Consider the following 20,369-nt stretch of genomic DNA (forward strand, 5'->3'; position numbering starts at 1 on the left):
ATAATGTCATAATTTTCAGAATAGACGTATTAACATTTTTAAGCTGATAATTATGTGATTTTTGTAATTATGTGAATATTTTATCTGCGTCTTATTTATTCTTAACCTACCCCACCAAATTTAATCCCGCTCAGATCAGCCATCTCTTTTTTCCAAGTGGTGATATCATTTTCGTTAAACTGATTCAAATGATGATGACCACAAGCACGTGCCATAACTTTCATCAGTTGGGTTGATGCTGAAAAGAAATTATGAAGTTGCTTGGCCGACTTATCGACATCAATAAGTTTGCGCAATTCAGGTTTTTGAGTAGCGACGCCTGCCGGACAATTGTTGGTATGGCACATTCGCGCAGCAACACAGCCTATTGCTTGAATTGCCGAGTTTGCCAAAGCCACGCCATCAGCGCCCAAAGCCATAGCCTTAATAAAATCATCAGGCACTCGAAGTCCACCTGTTATTATCAAAGTGACATCTTTTCTGTTACGTTGATCGAGGTATTTACGCGCTCGTGCTAAAGCTGGAATCGTAGGCACTGAAATGTTATTTCTAAAGATTAGAGGTGCTGCCCCAGTTCCACCGCCGCGACCATCAAGGATTATATAATCGGCAGATGCATCAAGAGCAAATTGAATATCTTCCTCAATATGGTTGGCTGAAAGCTTAAAACCAATAGGTATACCACCTGTTATTTCACGAACCTTATCCGCAAAATCCTTAAAATCTTGAACCGTATGCAAATCATCAAACGTTGGTGGCGAAACCGCTGGCGTTCCTTCCTCAAGTTTACGAACCTGAGCAATCTTTCCAACAACCTTATTGCCTGGCAAATGTCCACCGGTTCCCGTTTTGGCTCCCTGACCACCTTTAAAGTGAAAAGCTTGAACTCGCTTCAATTTTTCCCATTCGAAACCAAACTTAGCCGAGGCATATTCATAAAAGTATTTGCTGTTGGCCTCTTGTTCCTCATCAAGCATGCCACCTTCTCCTGAACAAATTCCTGTTCCCGCCAGTTCTGCTCCTTTAGCCATTGCTATTTTAGCTTCTTCAGAAATAGCACCAAAACTCATATCGGAAACAAAGAGTGGCATATCTAATTTAAGTGGCTTCTTGGCATTGGGGCCAATCACCAATTCACTACCAACGGGTACAGCTTCCATTAAAGGCTTAGTTGCCATTTGAGCCACCAAGAGTTGAATATCTTTCCACATTGGCAATTCAGGTCCTGGAACACCCATGGCATCCATTTCACCATGATGCCCAACTTTGCTCAAACCATCGCGAGCCAAAGCTTTTATATAAGCTAATGTCGGCTCTTCAATAGTCGATTCGCCTAATGCTGATTTTTTTTCTTCTGGCTTCTTATCAGAATCCTCATCCGTTAAAGTCTTATGTGTTCCATCGCAATAAGGTAAGTTTTTACTCTGTTTACACATACAAAGATAGGCTTCGCCCGTTTCTTCCGGAGAAAAATACAGAGGTTTAAAGTCTGTTTTTATATGAGCTCCATCACAAAAGGGTTGCGATTTTGATTCACCACATGCACAAAAATAGAGATCATCATCTTTCTGCAATTCAACAACTATTGGTTTCTTACCGGCTTGCTTAGGTTTACTCATAGGTTCAGATTTTAAATTTGAATACTTCTAAATTTAAAAACTTATTCTCAAATACTTAGCACAATCTGTGTGTATTTTCGCAAAAAAACAATTGAAAAATATCAACGGCATAAAAAAATGAGCTGCAATTGATGAATTGCAACTCTTAGTGTAAATGACATTTACTTTAAATCATCTATTAAAAATCTAATTACCATAAAGAAGTTTTAAACGTTTCATTGCTCCAATTGATAAGGGAATGGCAAATACACAAGCAGCCACAACAGCACCAACATAACTTATCATATTATCACTCGAAAATAGAGCACTCATAAAAGAATTGGACGATTCCATTTCCATTCCTCTTTTTACTAACATACCAACAAAAGCAGCAAATGATAGTGCGAACATAACTTTAAGTAGAAACAAGCTGAACTTCGCATCCTTTATTGTAACCCAAGTCCTCGTTTCTCTCTCAATTCTTGTTTTATCATTTAGTGAAATTATAATATAAAACAGACCACCAACAATACTTCCTATTATACATGCAATAACAAATGCGATAGTTCCTTTGTCAAAAAGTAATGATAAATCGATGCTTTTATTTAATAAAGATTGTGTTACAAATTGATAGACAAATGCAGTTAATATAACTCCGATTACAAAATATTGACCTAAAAATAAATACTTCGACTGATTAATTTTTTCCACATTATCTTTTACTTTTCAATTAATATGATATCAAATTTACGAAAATATAATAGTCACAATCCAATGATTGTGATTATAGTTCTTCTATATGAATCAGCGCTATGGATCCTTTGTTTACTCATGCACATCGTCTTTTTGACGACAGGGACAGAATTTCAACATGATTATGGCTACAAACAAAAGCACATAACCTGATATCGAAACCCACTTATTAAGGGTATATAAATCAAACAGATTAACAATTAAAATAATGGCTCCGATTACGGCTAATATGTAAGGTATGTATTTCATTTCAACATGATTATTTTAAACGAGATTCTTCGTCATTTCATTATACTCTTGATATGTGATAATAGACGCTTCTTTACCTTCTGTAATATTTGCCTGCATTTTCATTAGCTTAGAAGGTCCTACATTGTCACCAGCTATTAAGAAATTTGTTTTCTTACTTATACCAGTATCTACGTCAGCACCAAAATCTTTTAATTCTTGAGCAATCAATTTTTTATCAGCAATCGCAAATCCCGACACAACAACCTTTTTCATATAAAAAGGATTCTCTTTATTCTTCGCATTCTCAAAATCAGGTTGAAAAATCTCACCTTTTAATCTTTCACCATAAGAACTGCGACTTCTTGTCTTTGTTTTTCTTTTAACAGGATTAGCCTCTTCTATCTCATTTAATGGAAGTTTATCATTTTGATACAAGTCAAATATTTTTGCACATGCTCTTGCATCAGATAAAGCTTCATGATGGTTTAATTCAATATGACATACTTGTGCAACTATATTAAGTTTTGCATTTGTAATCCTATACGTACATTCCCAATCTAAATTTAAATCTTCTTGTATTCCAGAATAATCCATAGCTTGTTCCAAGCAAGCTTTATCAGTGGAAAATGCATTATGAGCAACCAATACATTTCCTTTAATTCTCTTTTTTATTTCTGGGTATACATCTATAAACTTTGGAGCATTTTCAGTAAGCTCAGGAGTTATGCCATGTACTTTTACAGTATAATAATTGTATTCATTATTGGGCGGTTGAATAAGGGTAGAATATTCATCGACTATATTACCTTCCTTATAAGAAACAATGCCTACTGAACACACACTACCTTTAAAAGGCATTGCATGCTCGAAATCTATTGCAACAAAATCCATTTTGTTCATGATTATTTTAAGCTATCTATTATTTTTTTATTAACAGTATCATTAATCTCATTACACCTACACATAATGTGATTTAAGAATACTTCTTCACTAATAATTTGAATGTTTTTATATTTATAATTTCGTATGCGCTTCTTTTCAGTTTTAGAAATAACATTGAACTTTTCATTTAATTCATTCAAGAGAGGATGATTTTCATTTTCAATTATTTCACTGATTATTACATCAGATATAATTAAATAGTCTGTATCAATTGTAAGCTCCTTATCATCTCCCCATCCACCTAAATTCCCTATGATCTGGAATTCTTTATACTTACTGTCTCTAAGTTTCTCAGTGAAAACCACATTTTTATTATAAAAAGGATTGCTTTTACTATTCTTAGTAAACTTAAAAATTTGCTCTTTTATATACCTATAATTAACTATAACCTCAGGCTCAGTTTTTTTTGACTCCTTAGTATCCTCGTCAAGAATTTGTGAAAAAAGATCCATTATATATTTTTTATATTTCTTATTTATTCTGTTCTACACCTCGCACTCACTCACCGTCATCATATTCTTTCAATATTTTCATCTCGCCATGATTTTACAATTGGGAGCAATTGATTAAGATTAAAATCATTGTGATATAACATTTCTAATCCTTCTATCATTAAATTTTCGCTCCAACCATTTTCTTCATTACTTCGGTGTTTCAGTAAATCTAATTTTTCAATGCATTGCCTAGTGTACTTGTTCAAGCCAGTTTTATCATTTTTGTGTTTAAAATAGTTTGCAAGTTCAATAATTAGTCTTATTTGAGAAACATCGTTTGCTATAATCTTTGTATTTTCAGAATAATATTGATGATTTTCTGTATAACCATCTGGTCTAATTTTAATGAAATCAGCACAGCAACCGTTAATATAATTTTGAAGACTAACCAAAGCAACACCATATATTAATTCTGTTTCTTCATTATAGTTATCACCTTCGTACCAGCTTATTTCTTCAAACTTTTGTTTATAATTATCAAGAGCCTTATTAAAACCTTTAAACATTTCTATTAATCCTTCATAACGATAATCGCCCACTCGTTTTAAATAATGGGTCTTTTTTTGAATAGTTTTCATTATTTCTGATTTGTATATTTCACCTATACGCACTGAGTACAAAAAGTGTAGGTAAATCTTACTCATTACCCTTATGCATTTACAATATAGTACGTATACACATACTTTTGGTCGTGATAAGACACACTTTCATATGAAATTAATTCAAATTTATGAAAAACAAATAGCAAACAATAAATTCATCGTACACAATACATATAGTATACATAAAATAGAACAGGTCTACATAATTATGAACAATAATATTTAAAAGACAAATAATCCCTATTTTTCTATTTAAAATTCAGTTCATAAAAAAAGGAGTAGACTGTTTAAAGTCTACTCCTCATCTCTTAATCTACTAACCAGTTATTAATTCTCTTTTAGCTCTTGTTCAAGCTTTTATTTTTAAAAACAAGCTCTTCACCTTCCAAATCTATTGAGATTGTATTGTTTGAAGTCAATCTTCCAGATAGAATCTCTTTGGATAACTGATTCAAGATCACTCGTTGAATAACCCGCTTAATAGGTCTGGCTCCAAACTGAGGTTCAAATCCAATTTTGGCCAAGTGTGAAATAAGCGCATCGCTCAACTCAAGTTTAATGTCTTTCTTCGCTAAACTAGTCTTTAATTTATTAATTTGAATGCGAACAATCTCCTCAACTTCCTTAATATTAAGCGGTGTAAACATAACCGTTTCATCTATCCTATTTAAGAATTCAGGACGAACCGATTGCTTCAAAAGCTTAAGCACCTCAACTTTAGTTTCATCTAATATGGCGTCGCGATTAGTCATATCAATATTCTCCATTCTTTCTTGAATGATATGAGCTCCCATGTTCGAAGTCATAATGATAATGGTATTCCTAAAGTCAGCAACACGTCCCTTATTATCCGTTAATCGACCTTCGTCAAGTACTTGCAAAAGGATATTAAAGGTATCGGGATGCGCTTTCTCAATTTCATCCAAAAGGACAACAGAGTAAGGTTTGCGTCGTACCGCTTCGGTTAACTGACCACCTTCGTCGTAACCCACATATCCTGGAGGGGCTCCTACCAATCGACTTACGGCATGTCTCTCCTGATACTCACTCATATCAATACGAGTTAGCGCATTGGGATCGTTAAACAGATAGTTGGCCAAAGTCTTAGCCAATTCTGTTTTACCAACTCCCGTAGTTCCCAAAAATAGGAAACTTCCTATGGGACGATTACTATCTTGCAAATCGGCACGAGAACGACGAACAGCATCAGAAACCAACTCAATAGCCTCGTTTTGACCAACCACACTCTTGTGCAACTCATCTTCCAAAGTCAATAACTTTTCTCTATCGCTTTGCAACATTTTAGAAACTGGTATACCGGTCCATTTTGCCACAACTTCAGCAATATCTTCGCTCGTTACCTCCTCTTTTATAAGAGCACTAGCCTCATTGGCTGCCAAATCATTTTTAAGTTTAGTCAAGAGTTCTTCATCCTCCTTGATCTTACCATATCGTAATTCTGCAACAAGTCCAAAATTACCATCACGTTCGGCCCTATCAGCCTTTTGCTTGTGATCCTCAATTTGTGCTTTTACCGATTGAACTTTATCAACCAAGTCTTTTTCCAATCGCCATTTGGCATATATACCTTTTCTACTTTCCTTAAGATCAGCTAATTCTTTTTTAATTTTAGCGTTTTTCTCCTTATCCTTCTCGCGTTTAATGGCTTCTAGCTCAATCTCAAATTGCATTATTTTACGATCAAAAACATCCAATTCTTCGGGTTTTGAATCAATTTCCATACGCAACTTAGCAGCCGACTCATCCATTAAATCGATAGCCTTATCTGGCAAGAAACGGTCGGTAATATAACGTTGAGACAATTCAACGGCAGCAATTATAGCACCATCTTGAATTCTCACTTTATGATAGCTCTCATACTTATCTTTTATGCCTCGAAGAATAGAAATAGCACTTTCCACATCTGGTTCACTAATCATCACCTTCTGGAAACGACGCTCCAAAGCCTTATCCTTCTCAAAGTACTTCTGATACTCATCCAAAGTCGTTGCACCAATGGCACGTAATTCGCCACGCGCCAAAGCTGGTTTTAATATATTCGCAGCATCCATGGCACCTTGACCACCACCGGCACCCACAAGCGTATGAATCTCGTCTATAAAAAGAACGATTCTTCCTTCGCCCGCAATTACCTCTTTAACAACTGCTTTCAATCTTTCCTCAAACTCACCTTTGTATTTGGCTCCAGCAATTAGGGCTCCCATATCCAAGGAATAAATAACTTTATCCTTTAGGTTATCAGGCACATCACCTTTAACTAATCGGTGAGCTAAACCTTCGGCAATAGCTGTTTTACCCGTACCTGGTTCTCCAATAAGCATCGGGTTATTCTTGGTTCTTCGAGAAAGAATCTGTAAAATCCTTCTAATTTCTTCATCACGACCAATTACAGGATCTAGTTTACCATCGTTGGCAAGCTGATTTAAGTTTCGTGCATATTTATCGAGGGTATTATAGGTATCTTCTTGAGATTGCGAGGTCACATTCTGTCCCTTACGCAACTCATCAATAGCTGCTGATAAATTACTTTCAGTGATTCCACTATCTTTCATTAAACGAGAAATCGAATCTTTTGCTTTTAACATAGCTAAAAGAAGATGTTCGATTGAGATATACTCATCTTTCATTTTCTTAGCCAAATTAGCTGCATCGTTTAAGCATTTAGTAGCCTCACGCGACAAAACAATTTCGCCACCCTGTACCTTAGCAAAACTTTGAATAACATGATCAAGAGTCGTCTGAAAGACATCTGCATTAATGCCTATTTTTTTTAAAATAAAGGGCAATACATTTTCATCAATCTCAAAAATAGCTTTTAAGATATGTGCATTTTCAATTTGTGGACTTTCATAGCCCTGAGCCATTTGCTGAGCAAGCTGTATGGCCTCCTGCGATTTAATGGTATATTGATTAAGGTTCATAACTTATAAATTTTGTAATATTTATTGTTTACGAAACAGACGCTCAAATCTCATACCCCTTTCAAAAATAGGTCGTTATGGCAGAATAAAGCATGCCAAACATGACATAATAACAGACAATAATGCTGATTCCGTCCTAAAATAGCACAATAAAAGCTATAGTATCCTAATTTATTTTTCAAATTCAACCAGCAGCTCAAAAGACTTATCTATATTTGCACCACTTATAAACAACTAGGATTTAGCGTATTGAAAACTCCAAAACAATATCAATTCATCATACAACTTGGCAGAGCCTTACACATTTATGGTGTTCCCTCTTACAAAATCCAGATCTACCTTACCGAAGTAGCTAAAACAAAGGGAATAAGAGGTAGTTTTATGGATACACCCACATGGATTAACTATGTTTTTTATAGCGAAAATGAAGATGAATCCTACAATCACATAGAAAGTGTTTCGCCAGGAGAATTAAACCTAGGCGCTTTATCGCGATCTGTAGAAATTACCGATCATGTTCTTAATGATACGATTGACTTTGATGAAGCAAGTGTTCAACTTAGAATGGTGTATATAGAAAGTAAAAAAGTGAATCACCTAATTCTGGCACTAGCCTTTGCCTTTGGTGCTGGATCGTTTAGTTTGCTTTTAGGAACCAATTGGATTTCTTGTTTTGTCGCCTGTTTAATGGGACTTGTCGTTTATACTTTTACTTATTTAAGCGCTAAATCTGAATTTGTAAACAATACCCTCGAAGCCTTAGCAGCCTTTGTTGTCACCATACTTATCGGTTTATTGTCACTTTGGCTTCCCAACATTAATATTCCATTAACGATACTCTCAGCAATTATCATCTTTATACCAGGTTTAGCTCTAACTACAGCACTCGAAGAAATAACCTATAAAAGTCTCGTGTCTGGAACAGCTAAACTTTTTGATGCTGGGGTATCACTCTTCAAACAATTCTTTGGAACAATACTAGGACTATCAGTCCTTCCCCTTTTTATTGATATCAATATCAATACTGTTGTTTCTGATATGCCTATTTGGTCTAAATATTTAGGGATTCCCTTACTTGCGGTATGCCTTTTACCCATTTTTCAGGTCAGACGTAAAGATATGATATATGGCATTTTAACCTGTATTATCAGCTATAGCGTAACTGTTCTTTTATCATTTACAGGAATTCTTATCAGCACTTTTATTGGTAGTATCACAGTCGTTTTAGTTAGTCATCTATTTTCCCATATCACACGCTCACCTCGTCATGTTTTCATTACCCAAGGTATTATTATGCTAGTACCTGGAAGTAAAGCATTCATGGGTATTAGTACTGTATTTTTAGGCTCACCAATTGAGAGTGCAGGTAATCTAGGTTCGCAAGTTGCTTATATCCTTATGGGAGTTGTTGGAGGTCTCTTATTTACAGGAAGTTTTAACACCAAATAGCTTAAAACAAAGTGTTGATAGCTCGAACTTAAAAATTTGCAACTAAAAACTTAATGTTCTTATATTGATTTTCTCTATCAAAGGGTCTCCGAGCTTCTTCATTCCATTTTTTATTTCAACATATACTTTTTATCAATTTCAGTTCCGTTAGGAACGGTAGTATAATCAGATATTTTTCTACAAGCGCCTTAGGAGCGATACCCCTAATCGACATGGTGATTTTCGTTTGATTTCATTGCTGTACACGCACCTTATGTATAAACAAGTGTGCAGTCATTTCAAATAGTTCGGTATTGTTTTAATTGAGAATATATATTCGGTCGGCAATTAAAAAATACTATTTACTTAGCCTTTTTGCAAGATTAAAAAATAATTCTACTGAAGGATACAAGACCTCTTCAGCAATATCGAAATCTGGTGTATGGTGTTCTACATTCTTCCCTTTGATAGATGCACCTATTCCAATAAAACTAGCCTTACCTCCTCTAGTTTGAATAGCATTCATAAGAGAGGTAAAATCCTCACTCCCTCTATTTTCCTTATCGGATAAAATCACATTCGTAAAGCCATCTATATTTTCGGCTTCATCTCTTATCAATTTTGCAAGAGAATCATCACCACAAGCCGCTGCAGCCTCGCCTACTTTTTTAATTTCGAAGGAACAGCCTTGCTTCTCAGCAGAGTCTTTAACAATACGCTCAAGCTTTTCAAGTAATTCATTCTCTATAATTTGACTATTCGCTCTTAGCTCAATTTCCAATTTAGACCTATCGGCTATAATATTACGAGCCGCACCACCTTCCATGCGTCCAACATTCACTCGCCTCAAGCCTTCGCCTTCAAATTGAATTTTATTTAAACAGAGAATAGTATTAGCAGCAGCCAATATGGCATTATTCCCTTTTTCTGGACAAATACCAGCGTGTGCAGATTTCCCATAAAAAGTCACATCCAATTTATCTGTCGCAGCAGTTCCATTTTGCGAACAAACGATTTTACCCAAAGGCATATTACTCCACAAATGAGCTGCAAAAAGGTAGTCAACATCTTTTAAGAAACCCGACTTAACAATTGATGCTGATCCTCGAACACCTTCTTCTGCTGGTTGAAACAAAAGAATATAAGTGCCATTCAATTTATCTGAATAGTTTGATAAACAGTGCGCCACACCAAGACCTATGGCTGAATGTCCATCGTGACCACAGGCATGCATAACACCTTTTGATTTTGATGAAAACCCGGCTTGAGAAGGATAATGATCTTTCGCATTAGATTCTAGTATAGGTAAGGCATCCATATCAACACGAATAGCTACAACAGGTCCATCTCCACATTTTAAAACACCTGCAACAGCCGTCGCATTATTGGCAAAAGGTTTCATTTTTTCCAATCCGAACACCTTCTCTGCCTTTTCAAACGCAAGTTGATTAACATCTTTATTCGGAAGTCCCATTATATCATCAACAGACATAACTTCAGCACCTTTTTTCACTTCGAAACCTAAATCCAATAACTCATCAGCAATAAATGCTGCAGTACAATATTCTAACCATCCTAATTCTGGATTTGCATGAAAATGTCTTCGGTATGATATGACTTTTTGTTCTATAGAATGATTCATTTTCCTTTGCGTTCTTTGCGTGAAATTTAAATTACTTCTGAAGCAAAGCAGTTCTTCAATACATAAAAAAACACAACCACAGATTACACAAATTTCACAAATTATTGAAGAATAAACAGGGTCAAAATCTGACTCTTACTATAGCTTTTTCACCACTCCATAACCTAAAGGAAATAGAATTTAATCATTGCGTTCTTTATTTCTCTTAGCGCTCTTTGCGTGAAATTTAAATCACTTCTGGAGCAATTCACAAATTATTGAAGGATAAACCAGCTCAATCTTTCGATATTCTCTTTTTAAGGCATTTCAATTCCTGTTGAAGCATAAATACGGAACCACTGTTCATGACTCATATCAATATTCAAAGCCTCTACAGCACTTTTTATTCTTTCTATCTTACTTGTTCCAACAATAGGAAGTATGCAAACGGGATGTTTCAATAACCAAGCATAAATCACTTGATCTATACTTTTTAAATCAAGTTCATTCGCAATATCAGATAAGGTTTTAGCAATATGTTTTTCTTGCTCAGTATTCGGATTAAATAAACGTCCACCAGCTAAAGGAGACCATGCCATTGGCTTGATTCTCTCCTTCAAAAAGGAATCGATATTTCCATTTTCGAAATGCTCCAAACAAGCAGGTGAAATCTCAACCTGATTGGTCACCAATTTCTCTTCGGTATATGAATTAAGCATTTCAAATTGTGCAGAAGAAAAATTTGAAACACCAAAATGTAACACTTTACCAGCTCGTTTTAAATCAGAGAATGCTTTAGCAACCTCAGCAGGAGCGAAAAAAGGTGATGGTCTGTGAAGTAATAGCAAATCAAGGTAATCCGTTTTCAAATTTCGTAATGAGTTCTCAACAGAATCAACAATATGCTTATAGCTATAGTCGTAGGTTTTTAATTTCCTCTCAGGATATCTATCTGTAGCCAATTTAATACCACATTTACTTATAATTTGAATATCGCTTCTCAAGGATGGTTTCAAATTTAAAGCTTCACCAAATAAAGCTTCACAAGCATAATTACCATAGATATCAGCATGATCAAAACTGGTAACACCTAATTCGATACATTGCTCTGTCAACTTTAAAAGTTCCTGATTAGAAAGTTTCCAATCGGCTAATCGCCAATGTCCGTGTACAATTCTTGATAGGTGAAAATCTTCAGATATTTGTGTTTTAATCATGATGTCAATATTAAAATTTAATGGATAATCTTCTATTAAGACAAATATATCTTATTTTCTTAAATCCTCTATCAATCTATTGAGAGAAATCATATCAAATTCACCGAATTTTTCATCTTGATAATTCTTAATAAACTCTCTATTAATAAGGAATAGCTTACTATTATAAGTGTCTTGAGGATAAGTATTCTCGGTATGGAAATCGTCAAACTTCTTGAAGTTTAAGGGACAAGCTGATAATTCCCAAGCATCACCCTCCTGATTCATAAATAATAGAGGCAAACCGTGCGTTCTACAAATAATCGATCGAGCCTCGTACATCTGGCAAGTATCGTCAATCAAAAAATTGCAATCGTCGTGGTCAGAATCTAGTTCTCGAAATTCTTTAGGTGGATTTTCCTTCAGTTCATTAAGCATACTAAAGTATTCAACTGGCAAAACCTGAAAATTCATACAGCATGATGAACAACCTTTTTTACAAGCCATTTTATCCTTGTGTAACGTACTTAATTTTGCACTCAGCTCACTAATTTCTGTTCGTAAAACGATATAATCGTTAATATATTGAAGGGCTTTCTCGTTCATCTTAATTTATTTCAAAATTTCGACAAAGATAGAATCTTAATTTAGAAGATGAATAATTATAGTAGGCTTGTTCGAGTTTAGACACTAATATCAGGTCTTAAATATCGAATAAACCTTTGTCTGAAGGAAAATTTAAATCAACAGGTAATTGTTTAACTAATGTGATGCCTTCTGGTTTTACTTCAGCTTGATAGGCAAAGACCTCAACGCCACTGGCAACAGCTTTCTTTAAAGTTTCAGCGTATGCCAAATCAATATCATAAGCTAGTCCGAATACAGAGATATCAGAACGTTGAATCACATAAAACATGACTGCTCGCATTCCAGATTCCTTAACTCTTATTAAAGTTTCTAGGTGTTTTTTTCCACGTGTTGTGACTGCATCAGGAAATCGAACATACTCACCCACTTTCATGCTCACATTCTTCACCTCAATAAAACAGGCTTCTTGTTCATTCTTTGCAAAAACATCGAAACGTGAATCTTCAAATTTAACTTCTCGTTTAGCTTCGGTATAAGTATTAAGACCTTCTATCTGTCGATCACGAATAGCCTCATAAACAATCACATTGGGAATTCCTGTGTTTACACCAACCCAATCAGCATTTATTTTAATCATCTCCCACGTATATTTTGTTTTCCTTTTGGGATCGTCAACATGAGTCAAATAAACCTCTGCTCCTTCTTCAATACACGTTTTCATACTACCCGAGTTGGTACAATGAGCTACTACGATTTCCCCATTGTCAAGTTCAACATCAGCCAAAAATCGTTTATAGCGTTTAATCAATTTACCGTGAACTAGAGGTTTTAAAAATTGCATATCCTTTTTGCTTGAGTATAGAAATATTACTTTTGCGGTAAATATACAATCTTATGAATACGAAAGCACCCAATATATATATATTTAATGCCACAAACGAAATCGCGATTGCCAATGGAACGGTTAGTTTTATGCCCAATAAGATACTAACTCGATTTGAACAAGATTTGGATATTTTACCTATATGTTATGCTGAACCTGAAGATGTTATTTTAGTTCATCAAATTCCTGATGAAAAATTTATAAAATCTCTCCAAGATGTTGGGATGAACATTCCTCATTTTAAATTATTTCCACAAGCACTCACAGATCCCAGATTTCTAAAAATAGAAAAAGCAGAACTTAGACCTTGGGGTTGGAGTCCTCGAATTCATCATCAGCTTGCACCATTTAAATCACAATGCAGCCAAAAATTTTCAGAACAACCTAATGCCTACTGGAAAACTGAACACAAAGAATTATACAGTCGCAAACTTGCCCTAAAATGTCTTGAACATATCGTTGACAATAGTTCCTCTGACCGATATATTTCAAAGGACATCTTCCCTATTCTATGTACAACACAATCAGAAGTTGAAGAACTACAACAAAAATGGCAACAAATTGTAATTAAATCACCTTGGAGCTCATCAGGGAGAGGTTTACAAGTTCTAAGAAAAGCTTATATGAATAAATCCATAAGGCAAGTACTTGGTGGTGCACTAAAAAGTCAAGGCTACGTAATGGTTGAAGCTTTGCTTGATAAAAAATTGGATTTTTCGGTACAATTTTATTCAAATGGTAAAGGTCAACTTGAATATTTAGGTTTCGGATTCTTCAAAACAGATAGCAAAGGCCAATATCAGGCTAACTATGTTGGCTATACACCCGAATTACTTAATCAATCTCTTAATAAAAAAGAACAGGAACTTTTAATTGATGATGTGAAAAATGCACTAAAAGCACATAATATAGCCAATGAATATTGCGGATACTTGGGCGTTGACTGTATGTTAATTCAAAACGAAAAACTTCAAATTAAAATTCAACCTTGCTTAGAAATTAATTTGAGATATAATATGGGAACTATAGCCATTAAACTCGCTTCGTATATTCACCCAAAATCCAAAGGAACATTTAATATATATGCCGATACGACATCTGATTTTGTAAACTTTAATAAGATAATGACGATTGAACATCCCTTTGAGATGAAAGATGGAAAATGGCTTAAGGGTTATTTACCACTTACAAGTCCTAATCAAGATAAACACTTTGGCGCATATATTTTCCTTGAATAATTATATAAAACTCATTTGACATGGATTTTAGATGCTTTAGCAATAAAATAACACATAAAATTTAGTTTTTATTTTGACTTGTCTTAACTGATTCATATTCTCATTAAAAGAAGAAAACAAACATCTATAAAACTAATATACTGACAGATACAGACAAACAATTTCCCCATTCTAATTCATCATAAAAGGACAACAATCATTTATCAATCAAAAATCGTTTTTTTTGAATAAAACTTTTAAAGTTTATTTTGGATTCTAAAATTATTACCATACATTTGTTTTGTTGTAAAACATTAGCAAGAAGATAACATCATTAATATTCGTTGGCAGACGTTCTCTTGAGAACAAAAATTAACTGAATTTTTACTTGTAATTATTGAAAGGAACGTTTTACACATTATTTATTATTTTAAAAAACATTACAATGCAAGGAACAGTAAAATTTTTCAACGAAACTAAAGGTTTTGGTTTCATCAAGCCAGCAGATTCAAGTGAAGACATTTTTGTACATTCAACAGGTCTTATTGACGAGATTCGTGAAGATGACAAAGTTGAGTACGATATGGAAAAAGGCCGTAAAGGTATGAATGCCGTAAACGTAAGAGTAATTGACTAATTCAATTACAACGAAACATAAAGAAAACCACCTTTTTAGGTGGTTTTTTTATGCTCTATGTTTTCTTAAATATAAAACTAGGCGTATCAAAAGCTTTTAGCAAAACAAGTTGAATTTACGGTGGATTGATTTTAGCATGAATTCATGCGATTATAAAAAGAAAGAAGTTAACATCACTCACACCTTTATTGGTTTCACAGACTTTGGCTAAATAAGATGTCTTTATGCCTGGAATTTCTTTACGCATTAATTAGACCACTTAACGTATTTTGTATTACCTACGAAGTTTTTCACCATTCATGCCTTAGTCGGTTTCAATACTCTGAATGCTGATAGGAATAGTATCAACTATTTTCTTTTTAAAAACAGCATAACATTCCAACATCCTACCCTTTGAACAAAAAATTTCAATCGCAACTTACTTTGCGTTTCTTTCCTTCATTAAAAACACACCAAAATAGCTGAAACCAACTTCACCAGCATATCTCAATCATAAAAACAATCAAGTGCTAACTAGTATTAATAAAACCACTAGTATGACATAAAACACTTTCTACTCTTCGCTACAAGCATTTTCTCTTCTAGAAAAACAGCTAATCCATTTGTGAAAAGTTTATTCTCTATAGATTTTGTTTGTCAAACTATAATCGTAAAATAATTTGAAAATACCTTCAGGAAGGAATAGTAATAATATGGTCTATTTATCGAAGCATTCTTATAAATAATTTTGAACATCAAATATACCATTCTAAAAACCGAACCCGACTTTAGAGCCTGATCCACAAAGCTTACGAAGAAAATCTGTATACACTTTAATTCCTGTTAAAAAGTAGAATTCTAGACACGGCACCAATAATCATATAAATTTTATAGAAAATGATATATAATTAGTCTGATTAAGCCTAGTTTTTTATCAAAATTACAGTATTTAAAGTTAAACAAAAAGATATAAATCTAAAAAATAAGTATACTGAAATCTAGTGAAATTTATTTTGGATTCTAAAATTATTAGCATACATTTGTTGAATTGTAAGACATTAACAAGACGATAATATCATTAATATTCGTTAGCAGAAATTCTCTTGAGAACAAACATTAGCTGAATCTTTACTTGAAATTATTTGGAGGAATGTTTTACAAATTAATTATTATTTTAAAAAACATTACAATGCAAGGAACAGTAAAATTTTTCAATGAAACTAAAGGTTTTGGTTTCATTAAGCCAGCAGATTCAAGTGAAGACATTTTTGTACATTCAACAGGTCTTATTGACGAAATTCGTGAAGACGACAAAGTTGAGTACGATATGGAAAAAGGCCGTAAAGGTATGAATGCTGTAAACGTAAGAGTAATTGACTAATTCAATTACAAAGACACATAAGGAAACCACCTTTTTAAGGTGGTTTTTTTATGCCCTAATTTTTCTTAAATAATAAGAAAAGTATTCTTAAAGCTTCAACCTATCGAATAACTTAATCGATACCTAAAGAACATGCCTAGCCCCTCCTCTATTTAAATTGACAAATTCATATTCAAACCCTCAATATTAATGAGAGACAATCAGCATATGGATTTAAACATCCAAAATAAGTCAGTCAATTAAATAGATACAAAAAAATAGGATACAAATCTAAAAGATAAGTATCCTAAAATATTGAATAACAGATTAATCTGTATTTATTTTTTAATCAAAGTTACATTAACAGCATTCATTCCCTTAGGACCACGCTCTGTTTCGAAGTTAACTTTGTCATTTTCATTCACTTGATCAACTAAACCATTGATATGTACGAAAATACTCTCGCCAGTTTCAGAATCCTTAATGAAACCATATCCTTTACTTGTATTGAAGAAAGTAACAGTTCCTTTACGAAGTGGTTCTTCAACGTAACCTGCATTACTATTTCTAGCACCTAAAACAATGCTATCAACATCAACTTCAATTTTTTTACTTGGATCTGGAGGAGTAGATGTTAGTTGACCATTCTCATCAACATAAACCAACATATCTTCAAAAGATTGCCCGCCACTGTTAGCTTTTCGTTCTTCTTTACGTGCGTCTTTTTCTTTTCTTTTTTTGAGTTTCTTTTTTTCTAACTCTTTTTTACCGAATGTTTCTTTTGATCTAGCCATTTAATTCTTTAGTTCTTATTACTATAATATACCTACTAAAACCAATCCTATAATAACATTATTACGATAGAATAATCCTAAAGGTCCTGCAATATACGGAAAATATTCAACTTTTCTTCTTTTTTGGTATTCATCAGTAAAAAGCAAATATATATTTCATTGAATACCATTATGAAAGTGAATTTGAATCTCAGTAATGATGTATCATCATAAATAATATTCCACCTAATTATAAACTATTGATTGCCTTTTTGAAGACTATATTAAAAGTCTTCCTGTCTTTTAAAGGCTGCAACTATTCTTTCTAAACCTTCAACAATAATGGATTGAGGTGAACCAACGTTTAATCTCATAAAATTCTCGCCATTTGCACCAAAAGATATGCCTTTATTTAGTGCAACCTTAGCATCCTCAATTAGTATTTCATGTAATTTTTCATCAGCTAACTTAAGTCTAGAAAAATCTAACCATAACAAATAAGTTCCTTCAGGCTCAATAACTCGTACGGCTGGAAGATGTTTGGAAAAATATGATTTCACTATCTCTATATTAGATTTTAAATAAACGAGAAGTTGCTCCAACCATTCTTCACCATGCGTATAAGCAGCCTCACAAGCAACACTACCAAACACACTTGCCCCAGAAACGTGGAACCTTGAAGTTATAGCACTAAATACTTTATGTTTATCCTCGTTAGGAATAATGACGAAAGAGGTTGACAAACCAGCAATATTAAAAGTTTTGCTTGGTGCAATAAAACTCAAACTATTATGCTTAGCATATTCACTAATACTAGCAATTGGTGTATATGTATTCGGTTTAAAAATAATATCAGAATGAATTTCATCTGCAAGAATAATAATTTGGTGCTTTTCACAAATTTCGACCAAGTGAGTTAGCTCCTCTTTCGTCCAAACCCGACCAACAGGATTATGAGGATTCGATATGATAATCATCTTTGTTTGGCTATCAATAGAGGCTTCTAGACCATCAAAATCCATTTTATAACCGCCATCCTCAAAAAGAAGATCATTCTCAAGAACAACTCTATCACTAGATTCCACTAATTGCAAAAAAGGATGATAAACTGGAGGCTGAATAATAATTTTCTCACCAGGTTTGGTAAAGGCCATTATTGCCAAAGAAAGACCTGTTAAAACACCTGGAGTGACTTCTAGCCACGACTTTTCAACCGCAAACTGATGCCTCTTCTCCATCCAATTGATAAAAGAAGTGTAAAATTCATCACTAAAGTAAGTATAACCATTAACAGGATGATCTAACCTTTTTTGCATTGCATTTTGAATAAAATCTGGCGTTTCAAAATCCATATCAGCAACCCAAAGAGGCAACAAATTTTCTGCTCCAAAAAAACGAGAAACAGCATCGTGTTTTACGCAATTGGTTTGTTTTCTATCAATTATCTTATCGAAGTTATAAGGCATCGTTTCATCTATTTTAATATGTACAAATTCAGAATACGAAAATTACATTATTTACTTGAATCTAAATCTTAAAAATTTATTAAATTTTAAAATTCGTTAAACTAGACCTACTCCTATGTAAATTGATTACAAATAGGATTTGAATTACGTTTTTTTGTTTTACCTTTGTTATTCTACGAAATAACCAAGTAAGTCACCTCTGATTGAATATTTAAAAAGATATTATAATCAAAACAGATAACTACGAGACCATATACAATTGTTTATGCAGTTTTTGCTGAATACTTGATATGATTATCCTACTCACAATGCTATCTTAAATACTAAAAATTAAAGATATGATTCCTAGAATTGAACGTGCTACAATTGTAGTTCTTGACAGTGCTGGTGTTGGGGAATTACCTGATGCTGCTGATTTTGGAGACGTAGGCTCTAACACATTTGGAAATATTGCTAAGCATTGCAATGGCATTTCACTTCCGAATATGCAAAAATTAGGTTTGGGAAACTTAACCGATATTAAAGGTGTTGAACCCTCTAAAAATACATTGGGCGCATACGGTAAAGCTGCTGAAAGAGCTAAAGGAAAAGATACAACTACAGGTCACTGGGAAATTGCTGGTGTAGCCATAGATAAGCCTTTTCCAACATACAGTAATGGTTTTTCTGAAGAGGTTATTCGCCTTTTTGAAGAAAGAACAGGCCGTAAAGTGATGGCTAACAAACCTGCTTCGGGTACAGCTATTCTCGACGAATATGGTGAAGAACAGATGAAAACAGGTAACTGGATTCTTTATACATCTGCCGACCCCGTATTTCAATTGGCTGCTCACGAAGAAATAATTCCTTTAGATGAACTTTATAAGGCTTGTGAAATTGCCCTAGAAATATGTACTGAACTTGCTCCTGTTGCTCGTGTGATTGCACGACCATATTTAGGTAGTGGTAAGGGAAACTTCGCTCGTACAACAAACCGTCATGACTATTCTGTAACGCCACCTCGTGCAACAGTACTTGATCGTTTATTGGAAAATAAAATTGATGTGATTGGCATTGGTAAGATCAATGATATCTTTGCAGGACAAGGTGTTTCTGATTCTCGAGGCACAAACAAAGACAATAACGATGGTGTCGCAAAAACACTTAAAGCTCTTGAAGAAGACTCTAAAGGTTTGATTTTCACAAATCTTGTTGATTTCGACATGCTTTATGGTCACAGAAGAAATCCTGAAGGTTATAAAGCAGCCCTTGAAGAGTTCGACCAACAATTACCAGATATTCAAAGCCGATTGAAAGAGGATGAAGTTCTAATCATAACTGCAGATCATGGTTGTGATCCAACTTATAAAGGAACTGACCACACTCGTGAATATATTCCCATATTGGTTTATGGAAAAAATATTAAAACAAATATAAACCTAGGAACACGAACTACTTTTGCAGATATAGCTGCAACAGTTGAAGAGTTGTTGATGGGAACTAAGTCAGAAGGTAGTTTTGCAAAAGATTTATATCAATAAACTACATTCTAATATTACTAACGAAAGCCTTGGCATTTATGTCAAGGCTTTTTTTTATTCTAAATGTATCTCATTCTAAAATAAGTTGACACAAAATTGACTTTTTATCCTTGCAATGTTTATATACAATTCTAAGTTA

Annotated in this window: 18 protein-coding genes; 5 read left to right on the plus strand and 13 right to left on the minus strand. The window is 33.9% G+C overall.

Annotated elements, in window-relative coordinates:
- Positions 1-101 precede the first annotated feature (101 nt).
- The 7 genes from EMN46_RS15640 to clpB form a co-directional block, all read right to left on the minus strand.
- Entirely contained in the window at positions 102-1,619 is a 1,518-nt protein-coding gene (locus tag EMN46_RS15640) for a glutamate synthase-related protein (protein WP_154201759.1), read from the minus strand.
- Positions 1,620-1,805: 186 nt separating this feature from the next.
- On the minus strand, positions 1,806-2,309 hold the full coding sequence (locus tag EMN46_RS15645; RefSeq protein WP_154201760.1) for a hypothetical protein: 504 nt from the start codon (positions 2,307-2,309) through the stop codon (positions 1,806-1,808).
- Between the two features lie 114 nt (positions 2,310-2,423).
- Positions 2,424-2,600 (minus strand): hypothetical protein, encoded by a 177-nt coding sequence (locus EMN46_RS15650; protein WP_154201761.1) that lies wholly within the window; start codon positions 2,598-2,600, stop codon positions 2,424-2,426.
- Between the two features lie 15 nt (positions 2,601-2,615).
- Positions 2,616-3,473, minus strand: coding sequence for an exonuclease domain-containing protein (locus EMN46_RS15655; RefSeq protein WP_229130395.1), 858 nt, complete (start codon positions 3,471-3,473; stop codon positions 2,616-2,618).
- An 11-nt stretch (positions 3,474-3,484) separates the two neighbouring features.
- A complete protein-coding gene (locus tag EMN46_RS15660) occupies positions 3,485-3,976 on the minus strand; it encodes a hypothetical protein (RefSeq protein ID WP_154201763.1) in 492 nt (163 codons plus the stop codon).
- A gap of 59 nt (positions 3,977-4,035) precedes the next feature.
- The gene (locus EMN46_RS15665) at positions 4,036-4,596 is read right to left on the minus strand and encodes a hypothetical protein (RefSeq protein ID WP_154201764.1); all 561 of its coding nucleotides are present in this window, start codon (positions 4,594-4,596) and stop codon (positions 4,036-4,038) included.
- A gap of 362 nt (positions 4,597-4,958) precedes the next feature.
- Positions 4,959-7,562, minus strand: coding sequence for an ATP-dependent chaperone ClpB (gene clpB / locus EMN46_RS15670; protein WP_154201765.1), 2,604 nt, complete (start codon positions 7,560-7,562; stop codon positions 4,959-4,961).
- A 249-nt stretch (positions 7,563-7,811) separates the two neighbouring features.
- On the opposite strand from clpB, the gene EMN46_RS15675 reads away from it, so the two are divergent.
- Entirely contained in the window at positions 7,812-9,011 is a 1,200-nt protein-coding gene (locus EMN46_RS15675) for a threonine/serine exporter ThrE family protein (RefSeq protein ID WP_154201766.1), read from the plus strand.
- A 337-nt stretch (positions 9,012-9,348) separates the two neighbouring features.
- Here EMN46_RS15675 and EMN46_RS15680 read toward each other — a convergent pair whose 3' ends face one another.
- The 4 genes from EMN46_RS15680 to sfsA all read right to left on the minus strand — a co-directional run bounded on the left by EMN46_RS15680 (position 9,349) and on the right by sfsA (position 13,236).
- Positions 9,349-10,632: an amidohydrolase gene (locus EMN46_RS15680; RefSeq protein ID WP_154201767.1), complete on the minus strand. Its 1,284-nt coding sequence runs from the start codon at positions 10,630-10,632 to the stop codon at positions 9,349-9,351.
- A 296-nt stretch (positions 10,633-10,928) separates the two neighbouring features.
- A complete protein-coding gene (locus tag EMN46_RS15685) occupies positions 10,929-11,828 on the minus strand; it encodes an aldo/keto reductase family oxidoreductase (protein WP_154201768.1) in 900 nt (299 codons plus the stop codon).
- 51 nt (positions 11,829-11,879) lie between these two features.
- Positions 11,880-12,413: a YkgJ family cysteine cluster protein gene (locus tag EMN46_RS15690; protein ID WP_154201769.1), complete on the minus strand. Its 534-nt coding sequence runs from the start codon at positions 12,411-12,413 to the stop codon at positions 11,880-11,882.
- Positions 12,414-12,510: 97 nt separating this feature from the next.
- The gene (sfsA, locus tag EMN46_RS15695; protein ID WP_154201770.1) at positions 12,511-13,236 is read right to left on the minus strand and encodes a DNA/RNA nuclease SfsA; all 726 of its coding nucleotides are present in this window, start codon (positions 13,234-13,236) and stop codon (positions 12,511-12,513) included.
- Positions 13,237-13,289: 53 nt separating this feature from the next.
- Between sfsA and EMN46_RS15700 the strand changes: the two genes are divergently transcribed.
- The 3 genes from EMN46_RS15700 (at position 13,290) to EMN46_RS15710 (ending at position 16,492) form a co-directional block, all read left to right on the plus strand.
- Positions 13,290-14,516 (plus strand): hypothetical protein, encoded by a 1,227-nt coding sequence (locus EMN46_RS15700; RefSeq protein ID WP_154201771.1) that lies wholly within the window; start codon positions 13,290-13,292, stop codon positions 14,514-14,516.
- A 424-nt stretch (positions 14,517-14,940) separates the two neighbouring features.
- Complete coding sequence (locus EMN46_RS15705) at positions 14,941-15,132, plus strand: cold-shock protein (RefSeq protein ID WP_129253834.1); 192 nt, start codon at positions 14,941-14,943, stop codon at positions 15,130-15,132.
- Positions 15,133-16,300: 1,168 nt separating this feature from the next.
- Positions 16,301-16,492 carry a cold-shock protein gene (locus EMN46_RS15710; protein ID WP_129253834.1) on the plus strand — a complete coding sequence of 64 codons (192 nt, stop codon included), beginning with the start codon at positions 16,301-16,303 and terminating at the stop codon, positions 16,490-16,492.
- 317 nt (positions 16,493-16,809) lie between these two features.
- On the opposite strand, the gene EMN46_RS15715 is transcribed toward EMN46_RS15710, so the two are convergent.
- Both EMN46_RS15715 and EMN46_RS15720 read right to left on the minus strand, forming a co-directional pair.
- A complete protein-coding gene (locus EMN46_RS15715; protein ID WP_154201772.1) occupies positions 16,810-17,265 on the minus strand; it encodes a cold-shock protein in 456 nt (151 codons plus the stop codon).
- A 263-nt stretch (positions 17,266-17,528) separates the two neighbouring features.
- Positions 17,529-18,710 (minus strand): MalY/PatB family protein, encoded by a 1,182-nt coding sequence (locus EMN46_RS15720; RefSeq protein ID WP_154201773.1) that lies wholly within the window; start codon positions 18,708-18,710, stop codon positions 17,529-17,531.
- 338 nt (positions 18,711-19,048) lie between these two features.
- On the opposite strand from EMN46_RS15720, the gene EMN46_RS15725 reads away from it, so the two are divergent.
- Entirely contained in the window at positions 19,049-20,230 is a 1,182-nt protein-coding gene (locus EMN46_RS15725) for a phosphopentomutase (RefSeq protein WP_154201774.1), read from the plus strand.
- Positions 20,231-20,369 lie beyond the last annotated feature (139 nt).

The sequence above is a fragment of the Ancylomarina sp. 16SWW S1-10-2 genome (assembly GCF_009669305.1).
Classification (GTDB): Bacteria; Bacteroidota; Bacteroidia; order Bacteroidales; family Marinifilaceae; genus Ancylomarina.

Excerpts from the sequence above, each read along its gene's own strand:
- EMN46_RS15640 (WP_154201759.1), bottom strand. The coding sequence starts at position 1,619 with ATGAGTAAACCTAAGCAAGCCGGTAAGAAACCAATAGTTGTTGAATTG.
- EMN46_RS15660 (WP_154201763.1), bottom strand. The coding sequence starts at position 3,976 with ATGGATCTTTTTTCACAAATTCTTGACGAGGATACTAAGGAGTCAAAA.
- EMN46_RS15655 (WP_229130395.1), bottom strand. The coding sequence starts at position 3,473 with ATGGATTTTGTTGCAATAGATTTCGAGCATGCAATGCCTTTTAAAGGT.
- EMN46_RS15700 (WP_154201771.1), top strand. The coding sequence starts at position 13,290 with ATGAATACGAAAGCACCCAATATATATATATTTAATGCCACAAACGAA.
- EMN46_RS15705 (WP_129253834.1), top strand. The coding sequence starts at position 14,941 with ATGCAAGGAACAGTAAAATTTTTCAACGAAACTAAAGGTTTTGGTTTC.
- EMN46_RS15725 (WP_154201774.1), top strand. The coding sequence starts at position 19,049 with ATGATTCCTAGAATTGAACGTGCTACAATTGTAGTTCTTGACAGTGCT.
- clpB (WP_154201765.1), bottom strand. The coding sequence starts at position 7,562 with ATGAACCTTAATCAATATACCATTAAATCGCAGGAGGCCATACAGCTT.
- EMN46_RS15690 (WP_154201769.1), bottom strand. The coding sequence starts at position 12,413 with ATGAACGAGAAAGCCCTTCAATATATTAACGATTATATCGTTTTACGA.
- EMN46_RS15710 (WP_129253834.1), top strand. The coding sequence starts at position 16,301 with ATGCAAGGAACAGTAAAATTTTTCAATGAAACTAAAGGTTTTGGTTTC.
- EMN46_RS15720 (WP_154201773.1), bottom strand. The coding sequence starts at position 18,710 with ATGCCTTATAACTTCGATAAGATAATTGATAGAAAACAAACCAATTGC.
- EMN46_RS15715 (WP_154201772.1), bottom strand. The coding sequence starts at position 17,265 with ATGGCTAGATCAAAAGAAACATTCGGTAAAAAAGAGTTAGAAAAAAAG.
- EMN46_RS15665 (WP_154201764.1), bottom strand. The coding sequence starts at position 4,596 with ATGAAAACTATTCAAAAAAAGACCCATTATTTAAAACGAGTGGGCGAT.
- EMN46_RS15650 (WP_154201761.1), bottom strand. The coding sequence starts at position 2,600 with ATGAAATACATACCTTACATATTAGCCGTAATCGGAGCCATTATTTTA.
- EMN46_RS15685 (WP_154201768.1), bottom strand. The coding sequence starts at position 11,828 with ATGATTAAAACACAAATATCTGAAGATTTTCACCTATCAAGAATTGTA.
- EMN46_RS15680 (WP_154201767.1), bottom strand. The coding sequence starts at position 10,632 with ATGAATCATTCTATAGAACAAAAAGTCATATCATACCGAAGACATTTT.
- sfsA (WP_154201770.1), bottom strand. The coding sequence starts at position 13,236 with ATGCAATTTTTAAAACCTCTAGTTCACGGTAAATTGATTAAACGCTAT.